This window comes from Corynebacterium sp. MSK204 (genome assembly GCF_030229885.1).
In the GTDB taxonomy this organism is placed as follows: Bacteria; Actinomycetota; Actinomycetes; order Mycobacteriales; family Mycobacteriaceae; genus Corynebacterium.
Genome location: NZ_JASPGQ010000026.1, coordinates 1 through 9,814, shown reverse-complemented (window position 1 = coordinate 9,814; position 9,814 = coordinate 1). Strand labels below are relative to the sequence as shown.

Sequence of the window (9,814 nt, the reverse complement as noted above, 5' to 3'; positions counted from 1 at the left end):
AACTCACAATGAACATCCTCTCCTACGGACACAAGATCCGCACTAATCGGGTGTCCACTAAACGAGGGTAACCTCAGGAGCGTGGTGGCGGGTTCGGCGTGCATGTGGGCTGCTTGGTCGTCTCTGGTTGCGTTGATGCTGACGTTGGTGATGGTTTCGCCGGTTTCGTTGGCGATGACGTAGAGCTGTTTGCTCTCGTGGCGCAGGGTGACGTTTCGTCGGTTTGCTGCGGCGAGTTTCTGCGTGTATGCGGAGATTGTTGCTTGTGCTTCGGCGATTTTTCGTTGTTCTTCTGCGGCCTTTTCGGCGCTGCGGGCGGCTCGGTCGGAGCTTTCTGCGGCTTCGGCTTGTGCAGCCTCTGCTGATTTGCGTGATTTGGTTGCTTCTGTTGCCTGCCAGATTGCGATTATGGCGGAGATTACGGCGATGACTGTGGAGGTGATTTCGAAAGCGGTCATTCTTTTATTCTATCGAGCGTCTCCGACGGTTTTGGAGGCGTTGTTGAGCGCAGAGTAGTACATGTTTCACTTTCATTTTTACCTACTACCGGTGGGTTAGTGATTGTGTGATTTTCAAAAGCTACCAGGGTGCAACTCCCTGGCTGCGCACTAGGGGTTGTCAACGGCGGGTTGGACACTGACCGTCTTAAGGGCAGCATCCCAGGCTTTTGGTGGTTGAGCACTTGCCGCTGCTGCGCTCTGCTGTCCTGCAGCTCCTTTATTTTTACGTGAAAAGAGGGAAAGCCTGGCGGTGTTTATCCGGGCTTTCCCTCTTCAATCTTCTCACCTCTGAAAGGACGATATGAATACTAGCACATCGTGGCTGACTGCTAAAGAGGCGGCTGACTATATGAGCGTGCATCCGGAGACGTTGTATGTGCATTTGCAGCGTGGGGAGCTTCGTTCGGTGAAGGTTGGTCGGCGTTATCGGTTGAAACCTGAGTGGTGCGATGAGTTTTTGAGAGGAGATGCTTTGTGAGGTTTTTGAGGCAGATTTTTTGTTGTGGGCGGCGTCGGCGTCGTCAGTTCAATGTTTTCACGATGATGTGGAGGTAAGACCGTAGTGTTTGAGATTAGTCATGACCATGCGGTTCGGACTTTGAAGGATATTGAGGGCCGGTATATCGCTTTGTATCGGTATGCGCGTGTTCCGGAGAAGATTCGTCGTCAGATTAAGGATAGTGCGCAGCAGGCGCATGTGATTGCTTCGTTGGTTGAGTCGTATGACAGGAGGGTTCGTAATGTGCACCCGGAACACAAGTAAGGTGCCGGCGCGGGGTACGCGGGAGTTGCGTGAGTTGCATTATTGGAAGGATGCGGCTGCTAAGCGTTTTCGGTTGTGTTGGGCGACTGGGGCGTTGGGTGGTGTTGCTGGGTTTGTTTTCCATTGGGTTATTTCGGTGCCGCCTGTATGGATGTAGGCCATGGTTCGGAGGGGATTGAGCCTGTTGAGCATGGTGGTCGGTTTTGGGTGGAGTTTGATGGGCGTCTTATTTCTTTTTTGTCTGAGTATGATGCTTGGAATTTTTTGGGTCGGGTGTTTGATTTGCCCGGCCCTTGTTTATTTGAGGGCTGTCATGTCCCAGGTGGGGAGATTGATGGTTTGGGCGTTGGTTTTCGGTTTTGTTCGTGGCATGCGCCTGTGGCGCGGCGTGTGCTTTGGCGTAGGAGAAGGAGGAAGAAATGAAGCTTTTTAAGACGAAGGATGATGATGAGTGGTTTAAGTATCGACGCCAGCATTTAACGTCGACGGAGTTGGCATCGCTGCACCTGATTCATACCGCTAGGAATTGGCAAGAGTTACGTAGGCAGAAGGAATCGGGGGAGCGTTGGGGTGGTAATCAGTATACGGAGTGGGGGAAGGCCCGTGAACTGAAGTTGGCCCCGCTGTTTGCGGATATTGATAGCCGCTTGAACTACAACGAGGACCCTCAGACCATCATCATCAACGAGGCTGATGAGCGCTTGTGTGGCACCCCGGATTTGTTCAGTGAGGACGGGGCAGTGATTGGTGAGATTAAGACCGCGAATCACGAGTTTACGGGCGGAATGTTCCATGATTGGTGCCCTGACCAGTATTACCTGCAGGTGCAGGCGAACATGTGGCACGCAGGTGCTGAAGCGTGTGTCCTGCTCGTTGAGTACTACCGGGAGGAAGACGGCCAGTTCACCCCATTCGAGTGCGAGACTCGAGTGATTGAATACGACCCCGAAACGGTAGAGACCATGCGCCAGACCGCTGCCGAGTGGTTTGCGTGGCTTGATGGGCAGACTCCGGAGTGGATGGTTGAACTATCCAGTTTGGACGATGTGGACGAGCTCGAGGACTTGGTTGCTCAGTATGCGGATGCGGACGCTAAAGCTAAATCCTGGGCGGAGTTGAAGGAACAATATCGCACAGAGATTTTGGCCAAGGTTGGGCGAGACTACGCCGGTCAGCATGGTGGCTTTAAAGTCAGTGTTTCTACAGCTGCTGACAGTATGGCGTTCGATTCGACCAAGTTTAAGAAGACTCATCCTGACTTGTACCGCGAGTATGCGACGAAGAAGCGTCGTGGTGCGACGCGGCTGATACTTACGAGGGTAAAAGAGTGATGCGACTGATGTATGAGCCTGAATATCCCAGTAGGCAGGCCCGCAAAATTGCGTATGCCCGCCTCGAAATAGAGGTCATGGATTGGGTGAGGGACCACAGTGACCTTTCACCAGAATTGCGGGATTTATGCCTCCAGATTGAGCAGCAGATAGACAGAGAGCGAGCGAACCTATGAATCCTATTCCGAGTGATATGCCGCGGCGTCGACTCGAGGTCGCACGCACTTCGATGGAGGAAAACTATGCGGCGTTGACTGCTTTTGCAGACCAGGCGCATTACCTCACAGAGTACTTCACCGTCCGCGGCCATGATGAGGAAACCGCCCTCACACTCACAGAAATCACCCTCGACCGATTCGACGACGAAAGGAACATCTAACAGTGAATAATCAACTTGATACTGTCAACGCTTCTATGCCTGAGCTCAGCGATAATGGGCTCAGCGGTCTCATGCGCCAAGCTGAGGCTATGGATGCCGCGCATAAGCTGGCGACGGTGTTGTGCAATACCCAGATGGTGCCGCAGACTTTTCGCGGTAAGCCTGATGATGGCGCCGCCGCCATCCTCTATGGTGCTGAGCTTGGATTGAAGCCTCAGCAGGCACTGCAGCAAGTATTCGTCATTCATGGGCAGCCAGCTATTTACGCTCGAACTATGGTGGCTTTGCTTAAGGGCAAGGGCTATAAGTTCGAGACCGTGGAGTCCAGTGATGAGTCTGTAACGGTGCGTGGCGTGGCGCCGAGCGGGGAGCAGGAGTCTTCCACGTGGACTATCGACCGCGCTAAGAAGGCTAACTATACCTCTAATAAGAAATATCAGACTGACCCGCAGGCCATGTTGTACGCCAAGGCTGCTTCGGAAGTGTCTCGCCGCCTTGCCCCTAACGTTCTTCTGGGCATTAAGTACGCTGCAGAGGACCTGGAGTTGGAACCGGTGAATATGAGCGCCTCTCGTCAGGATGTTGCTGCGCAGGCGTTGGCTGCTCCTGTGCCGGCGGTGAGGGAGTCGCAGCAAGATGGGCAGTCGGACCAGTTTGTGGAGGACGTCAAGCAGGCTTTGGCTGAGCTCACTACTGCTGATGAGGTCACGAGTTTCATGCAGGAAATCCGCAATGACGGTGATGTTCCCGAAGAGGTCATTGACCTTGGGCGCCGGCGTTGGAATGAGCTGCAGGGGGAGAAGAATTAATGATTGATGTCATCACTCTCACCGGAGGCTTGCCGCGGGATGCGGAGTTACGATACACGCCGCAGGGCGCTGCGGTTGCGAATTTCACGTTGGCGAATTCGGATAATCGTTATGACGAGAGTCAGAATCAGTGGGTTAAGACTCGCAGCATGTACCTGGACGTCACCATCTGGAACGAGCAAGGCAATAAGCAGAATCCTACGCCGTGGGCGCAAATGGCTGCTGATTTGAAAAAGGGCGACCAGGTTGCGGTGACTGGCAAGCTTGTGACGCGTTCGTGGGAGACGAAGGATGGTGAAAAGCGCAGCAAGGTTGAGTTCAGTGCTATGCGTTTTTACCAGCTTCCTGCCGCGCCGCAGCAGCAGCCGAGCCAGGCGCAGCAATCGTGGGATACTGCCGTCCAGCAGGGGCAAACCGCGGCTAGTGGGGCGTGGTCTCAGCCGCCGGCGCAAGCAGGGCAGCAAGACCAGGCACCACCATTTTGATGGGCTACGTCAAGATTCAAGCCGCCGACCTTCCCCAGTACAAGGGCAGGAGAGTAGTTCTTTTCCCGGCCGCGTTTGACCCGGAGAAGATTGCTGACCGTGTCACTTTTGCTGCTCGTGTCGGCGATGTGGTGCATGGCGCCACTAGAGACGGACGATTTGCCCTCAACGCGACATCAATCGTCCTTGTAGACCCAACCACTTAACCCCGCCAGTCAGGACCTCCATAGTCCACAGGGGTTAAATTATTGCTATCTAGCTGAGATGCTTATATCATGTTCCATGTAGTGATTGTATGGGTATACAACACCACATCGCCTTGAGCCGCTGTCATTCTTTGACGGCGGCTTTCGTGCATCTTAAGGCCAAATTCTAATTTGTCCAGCTTCTCTTATCGTTCTGATTCGATTCCACATATCATTCTGGAGGCGTACAGCCTTGGGATTTGTAGACGGTTTAGAAATGACTCTGTTGGCTATGTAAGTGCATAAATCAGCTGCCTGTAAGCCCCACCTAGTTTTGGAATCGTAGAAATCGAAAGATGTTACTCGGTCAAGTTTGGATGGTTTGTAGCCGAATGTTCCATCGGTTCGGTATTTCATGAAGTTCTTTCTGGATTCTTCCGCTGTGTAGTGGTCATCTAGTAGAACATGGGAATTTTCCGCGTTCCCGGTGCAGAACTCATTAACCCGCTCGAGAGTGAAGCTAATCGCTAAATCTCGGGGGTCAAACGGGCGGACGTACCGCTTTTCCTGTTTGCGCCGGTTGATGCATTCTACAAACAGCGCAGAGGCAGAATCGTTGATGATGCTAAGCGCCCGATTGTAAATATTGATGCTTAGACGAAAGGGCACGTGCGACCAGTCGCCCTTCTGTTGCATTATTTCGTAGCCATGCAACTCTTCAATTCCCCAGAGATGACCTTGTTCAGTCTCTGCGGCTAGCAAATCTGACAAGCCTTTTTCTAGCTGAGATTTACCTTTTTCATCAAGTATGAGCGCAGACAGTAGGTAGTAGTCATCATTCTGGGAGGCTGATTCGTCAACGTAGGAATATAACACTGAACATTCAATCTTTCATTTGGGGCTTCTGCAAGGATACCTGCAACTTTTTGCGCCTTGTAGAAGCCCTTTCTATTTTCCTTAAGGACTTTTGAAATTGCTTTTTTATTCTCTTGATGATGGTGCGGCTCATCCGCGTCAGGCGTATAAGGATGATGCTGGTATTGACCTGGCGTTGAAGCATGACGTGAGTGTTCCGGTGGGTGCTCACAGGGTGGGGGATACTGGTGTAAAGGTTGCTGTGCCGCGGGGGCATGTGGGCATGATTTTTGTGCGTTCCAGCACCGGAATTAAACGAAAACTTGTTCTATCCAATGGTACCGGCATTATTGATAGTGGTTTCACCGGTTCCATCAAAATCAGTCTCCACAACACTGGCGACACCACCCAACACATCACTGCCGGCGACTACATCGCACAACTCGTCATCATCCCCATCGCCACCAACGACATTGCAGAAGTACGCGAACTGCCACACACCGAACGCGGCACCAACGGAATCGGAAGCAGCAACTAATGCCCACCCACCAGCAGCGTGAGGACATGCGCGCCTACCTCGAAACCCGCGACCTGTACTGCGCCCGGCCTGACTTCCTCGACGCGCTCATACGCCTATTTGAATCCATAGAAAAGGAGGTGAAAAAAGATGCGTGACTTTGCCCAGATTAAGCTTTCTATCTGGAATGATGACTCATTCCTGGATTTAAGCAATAACGCGCAGCTGCTTTACTTTGTGCTCATCTCGCACCCAACCATGAACCGCGCCGGGGTGGGGACCTGGCACGCGGGCCGCCTTTCTGGCCTGTGCTCGTCGTGGTCCCGCCCGGTTGTGGAGTCTGCGGCCTGTGAGCTCGTGGACGGTCTTTTCATCGTGATTGATGAAGATACTGACGAGTTTCTGGTGCGGACTTTCGTGCGGCATGACGGTTTGATGAAGCAGAGGAATTTGGCGACGACGATGGCGCGTGAGTTTGCGGCTGTGGGGTCGCGGACGATTAAGGGTGTGGTCGTGTGGGAGCTTCGGCGGCTGCATGAGGAGCATCCGGAGTTTAAGGGTTGGGAGTCGGATGAGGCGTCGCGGCTGTTGAAAAAACGCGCAATTGACCCCTCGGTTCACCCTTCCATTGACCCTAGCGTTGACCCTAAGGGTGAGGGTGCCGTTGACCCTAAGGTTGACCCCTCCAGTGACCCCTCCAGTGACCCCTCGGTTCACCCTTCCATTGACCCTAGCGTTAGGGGTGAACCTAAGGGTGCCATTGACCCCTCGGTTGACCCTAGCGTTGACCCTAGCCCTACAACCGCAACCACAACCACAACCTTTTCTAGACGCTCGCAAAGGGGGGAAACGTCGGATGGGGTTAAGGGGGTTCGGGGGAGAAGGGGAAACCAGACAGGCGCTGACGACGGCTCGGAATCGGAAGCATCGAACCCCACCCCTGAAAGTCTCGACGAGTTGGCCGCGGCTCACGCCGCCCGGCCCCTCGCCGTAAACGGAGTCTGCCAAAAGCACCCAGACGGCAACCCCAGCCGAGAGGCGTGCTGGGGATGCGCCGACGCCAAGAAGCAACGCGCCCAAGCCGAAGCCGAGGAGAAGAAGCAACGCCGCGCCGCCATCGACGCCTGCGACCTCTGCGACCACAACGGCATGCGATCCAAGGACGGCGAAGCATGGCACTGCGACCACAAGCCCGAAACAAGCCCAAAACCCGCCCAGAAGCCCCACAGAGCGACAAACACGCCACCGACGGGCAATCACCCCAAAACAACACCCAAACCCGCCAGAAACGAAAAGAGCCACCATTTTGAGCAGAAACAGAAACACCGCCAAACAAGCAGGCGCACGATTCGAACGCCTCATAGCCGACCACCTTCGAGACAACCTCGACGACCGCATAGACCGCCGAGTCAAAACCGGGGCTAAGGACTGCGGCGACATCGCCAACGTCCGCGACTCACACAACCGCCGAATCACCATCGAATGCAAGGACTACGGCGGCAAACTCAACCTCCCCCAATGGACCAAAGAAGCCCACCAAGAAGCCGACAACGACAACGCACACGTCGGCGTAGTCATCGCCAAGCGAAGAGGAACAACAGACCCCGGAAAACAGTGGGCAATTATGGAAATCGAAGACCTCATAAAACTACTTAAAAGCCCAGGTGATGTGCTATAATTGGAAGAATAAGAACGGCCCCTGGGAGCGCGCCAACGCTCACCAGAGGCCTAACCCAAACAACGCTAGTAAGGAGCGTGAGGGCTATGAATGAGCGTACCCTCTGCACGATTCAAGAATGCAACCGACAGGCCCGTTCAACATCAAGCGAATATTGCTCAATCCACTACAACCGCATCCATAAAACCGGAACCCCATACCGCCATTGCAAAAAATGCAAAACCAAACTCCCCGAAAACCACGGGAGAAAAGTTCTCTGCAACCAATGCGCCAAACCACAGCAGTGCTCAATCGAAGGATGTGAAAAGCCCGCCAAAGGACGCGGCTGGTGCGCAGCACACTGGGTGCGTTGGCGAAAGTATGGCGACCCGCTTGGCAAGAGCGACTACAAGCAGGTAAAACGCGACTGCGAAGTAGAGGGATGCGAACGCCCCTACCATGCAAACGGCTACTGCTACTACCACGAATACCGGGCCAAAAAATACGGTAACCCACTAGCCCAAGGCCCAGGACGCGGTGTAGGTCGCAAGCGAATGGAAGTACCAAGCTATGACGGAATGCATAAGCGCATTTTTTATGACCGGGGCAGGGCATCGCAGTACAAATGTGTCGACTGTGGAAATCAAGCTAACGAATGGTCATACAACGGAGGTTGCCCAAATGAGCACTGGGACCTCGTTGAAAACACCTTCATCATGGCGTATTCCACCGACCAAGACAGGTACTCACCCCGCTGCACCTCGTGCCATCGAAAGCACGACCGCAACGCCCATCACAAGCTAACGCCACCTGACTATGTCATCGATGAGTTAACTCCCCACCCAGAAATTAGCTGGGAAGAAATCTAATCCCGCCGGCGCCCACATCACCATCACCTGGAAGGACTAACCAATGGCTAAACCATTCCCGTTCGATGACACGAACGAACCAGACGAAGGAGAATTAGAAAACAATTTCGACAGCCAAGAACGCTGGTACGAACAACTACACGACATGCAGAAAGACGACCAACTATGGGACAACTAAACCCCACCCGCCAAGAAATCCTCAAAGCGTACGCCTCACTTTTCGGCCTCGCAGACTTCGCAGTCACCCAAGCAGAGGACAAAGAACAAGCAGACATGATGCGCGCCTACAACAACCACATCCTCAAAGCCCTCCCGCCGAAACCACGCCCCACCATGGCCGAAATCGAATGGGACACTGATAAGCACTTTCTTGCAGAAGCGGAGCACGAGGACGGCTCCGACACCATCATGCTCTGGAAAACCACATCGGGGTGTATCAGCATCATCAGAAACGGGCTTGTGGGCGCTGTGTACCCCGACTCCTTCACCCCGACTGGCCGCCGATACGTACTCCAGGAGGGAGAATAATGACCCCAAAAGAAACCGCAGCCGCAACCGTCGAAAAGTTCTTCAAACTACTGGGCTGCAAAGCGCTATTTTTACACTCCAATAAGGAATACAAACTCATATCTGCCGTCGTGTATGACTGCCAAGGCCGCTACTCGATATTCGCCACAGCATTCGAATGCAAACCAGGCCTCATCTCCGTAAATGTCCACGACTTCGAGGATGATGCCAAGCGTGACTACATACTAGATGTCAGCAGAACCACCCCGGAATTGGCGGCGAAATTCACCAAGGAAGCAATCAACGCCTACGAGCAAGAGCAAGCGGAATAAAGAAAACCGCGTCATCAAAATCTTGAGCGGACGCGGTGTGCGTACCCACCAGCCTACAACATCAGGAAAACCATGAACGACCCAATCCTGCTGCCGCAAGACCAACACATCATCATCAGCGCACTACGCCACTGCCGAGAAAGCCAATCCCTCCTCCTTCGACGCACCACCAGGTGGGTAACGGAGCACTGGGAGGAACTCAACATCAGAACCCGGGCGCAGCTAATTCAGGATGTAGAACTAGACCTCCACATACGTGCCGAATTAACGCTGGAAGAAAGAGCCCTGCTCGCCCGCGAACGCCCCGACTGGAATAGCTACCTCAACTTCATCGAATGGAAAATGAATGAGTAAATACGGAATCCAAAACGCCCTATTCACCGACGCAATCCACATAGGCGAGCTCAATAAGACTGGCACCGCATTCACCTCCAAAGAGGACCACAAAGACGGAGCCATCGCCGCCGTCGCCGACTACATCACCCAAAAACACAACGGCCAATTCATAGCCGAATACGCCGACGGCACCACCTACACCATCACCGTTCTGGGGTTGCCCGCAAATCGTGGACACGTAGTTAAGCTGCTTAGGGGTTAAGCAGCGGCCTTCTTATTACCATTTTGA

General features: G+C 53.6%; 18 protein-coding genes. 16 read left to right on the top strand and 2 right to left on the bottom strand.

The window, feature by feature from the left end:
• Window positions 1-458, bottom strand: a 458-nt coding sequence (locus QP908_RS11390) for a hypothetical protein (protein ID WP_284772321.1), incomplete at its 3' end; no start/stop codon positions are given.
• Window positions 459-801: 343 nt separating this feature from the next.
• On the opposite strand from QP908_RS11390, the gene QP908_RS11860 reads away from it, so the two are divergent.
• From QP908_RS11860 to QP908_RS11360, 7 genes are all read left to right on the top strand, one after another.
• A complete protein-coding gene (locus QP908_RS11860) occupies window positions 802-978 on the top strand; it encodes an excisionase family DNA-binding protein (protein ID WP_349819955.1) in 177 nt (58 codons plus the stop codon).
• Between the two features lie 475 nt (window positions 979-1,453).
• Window positions 1,454-1,696 carry a hypothetical protein gene (locus QP908_RS11385; protein ID WP_239270148.1) on the top strand — a complete coding sequence of 81 codons (243 nt, stop codon included), beginning with the start codon at window positions 1,454-1,456 and terminating at the stop codon, window positions 1,694-1,696.
• Window positions 1,683-2,594 carry a YqaJ viral recombinase family protein gene (locus tag QP908_RS11380; protein WP_239270149.1) on the top strand — a complete coding sequence of 304 codons (912 nt, stop codon included), beginning with the start codon at window positions 1,683-1,685 and terminating at the stop codon, window positions 2,592-2,594. The genes QP908_RS11385 and QP908_RS11380 overlap by 14 nt, the downstream gene beginning before the upstream one ends.
• A gap of 193 nt (window positions 2,595-2,787) precedes the next feature.
• Window positions 2,788-2,973, top strand: a complete 186-nt coding sequence (locus tag QP908_RS11375) for a hypothetical protein (RefSeq protein ID WP_239270150.1) — start codon at window positions 2,788-2,790, stop codon at window positions 2,971-2,973.
• A gap of 2 nt (window positions 2,974-2,975) precedes the next feature.
• Complete coding sequence (locus QP908_RS11370; protein ID WP_239270151.1) at window positions 2,976-3,782, top strand: hypothetical protein; 807 nt, start codon at window positions 2,976-2,978, stop codon at window positions 3,780-3,782.
• A complete protein-coding gene (locus tag QP908_RS11365) occupies window positions 3,782-4,267 on the top strand; it encodes a single-stranded DNA-binding protein (protein WP_239270152.1) in 486 nt (161 codons plus the stop codon). Before QP908_RS11370 ends, QP908_RS11365 begins: the two co-directional genes overlap by 1 nt.
• A complete protein-coding gene (locus tag QP908_RS11360) occupies window positions 4,267-4,473 on the top strand; it encodes a hypothetical protein (protein WP_284772320.1) in 207 nt (68 codons plus the stop codon). The genes QP908_RS11365 and QP908_RS11360 overlap by 1 nt, the downstream gene beginning before the upstream one ends.
• Before the next feature lie 153 nt (window positions 4,474-4,626).
• Here the strand turns inward: QP908_RS11360 and QP908_RS11355 are convergent, their stop codons facing one another.
• Complete coding sequence (locus QP908_RS11355; RefSeq protein ID WP_284772319.1) at window positions 4,627-5,328, bottom strand: DUF3800 domain-containing protein; 702 nt, start codon at window positions 5,326-5,328, stop codon at window positions 4,627-4,629.
• A gap of 91 nt (window positions 5,329-5,419) precedes the next feature.
• Between QP908_RS11355 and QP908_RS11350 the strand changes: the two genes are divergently transcribed.
• The 9 genes from QP908_RS11350 (at window position 5,420) to QP908_RS11310 (ending at window position 9,787) form a co-directional block, all read left to right on the top strand.
• Window positions 5,420-5,845 (top strand): dUTP diphosphatase, encoded by a 426-nt coding sequence (locus QP908_RS11350; protein WP_239270154.1) that lies wholly within the window; start codon window positions 5,420-5,422, stop codon window positions 5,843-5,845.
• Window positions 5,845-5,982 (top strand): hypothetical protein, encoded by a 138-nt coding sequence (locus QP908_RS11345; RefSeq protein WP_239270155.1) that lies wholly within the window; start codon window positions 5,845-5,847, stop codon window positions 5,980-5,982. The genes QP908_RS11350 and QP908_RS11345 overlap by 1 nt, the downstream gene beginning before the upstream one ends.
• A gap of 1,148 nt (window positions 5,983-7,130) precedes the next feature.
• Entirely contained in the window at window positions 7,131-7,502 is a 372-nt protein-coding gene (locus QP908_RS11340; RefSeq protein WP_284772318.1) for a putative PDDEXK endonuclease, read from the top strand.
• A gap of 86 nt (window positions 7,503-7,588) precedes the next feature.
• Window positions 7,589-8,350: a hypothetical protein gene (locus QP908_RS11335; RefSeq protein ID WP_284772317.1), complete on the top strand. Its 762-nt coding sequence runs from the start codon at window positions 7,589-7,591 to the stop codon at window positions 8,348-8,350.
• Window positions 8,351-8,393: 43 nt separating this feature from the next.
• Window positions 8,394-8,528, top strand: a complete 135-nt coding sequence (locus QP908_RS11330; protein ID WP_284772316.1) for a hypothetical protein — start codon at window positions 8,394-8,396, stop codon at window positions 8,526-8,528.
• Window positions 8,516-8,878, top strand: coding sequence for a hypothetical protein (locus QP908_RS11325; RefSeq protein WP_239275145.1), 363 nt, complete (start codon window positions 8,516-8,518; stop codon window positions 8,876-8,878). The genes QP908_RS11330 and QP908_RS11325 overlap by 13 nt, the downstream gene beginning before the upstream one ends.
• Window positions 8,878-9,189 carry a hypothetical protein gene (locus QP908_RS11320; RefSeq protein ID WP_239275143.1) on the top strand — a complete coding sequence of 104 codons (312 nt, stop codon included), beginning with the start codon at window positions 8,878-8,880 and terminating at the stop codon, window positions 9,187-9,189. Before QP908_RS11325 ends, QP908_RS11320 begins: the two co-directional genes overlap by 1 nt.
• Window positions 9,190-9,261: 72 nt before the next feature.
• Window positions 9,262-9,543, top strand: a complete 282-nt coding sequence (locus tag QP908_RS11315; RefSeq protein WP_239275141.1) for a hypothetical protein — start codon at window positions 9,262-9,264, stop codon at window positions 9,541-9,543.
• Window positions 9,536-9,787 carry a DUF7446 family protein gene (locus QP908_RS11310; protein WP_284772315.1) on the top strand — a complete coding sequence of 84 codons (252 nt, stop codon included), beginning with the start codon at window positions 9,536-9,538 and terminating at the stop codon, window positions 9,785-9,787. The genes QP908_RS11315 and QP908_RS11310 overlap by 8 nt, the downstream gene beginning before the upstream one ends.
• The last annotated feature ends 27 nt before the right edge of the window (window positions 9,788-9,814 follow it).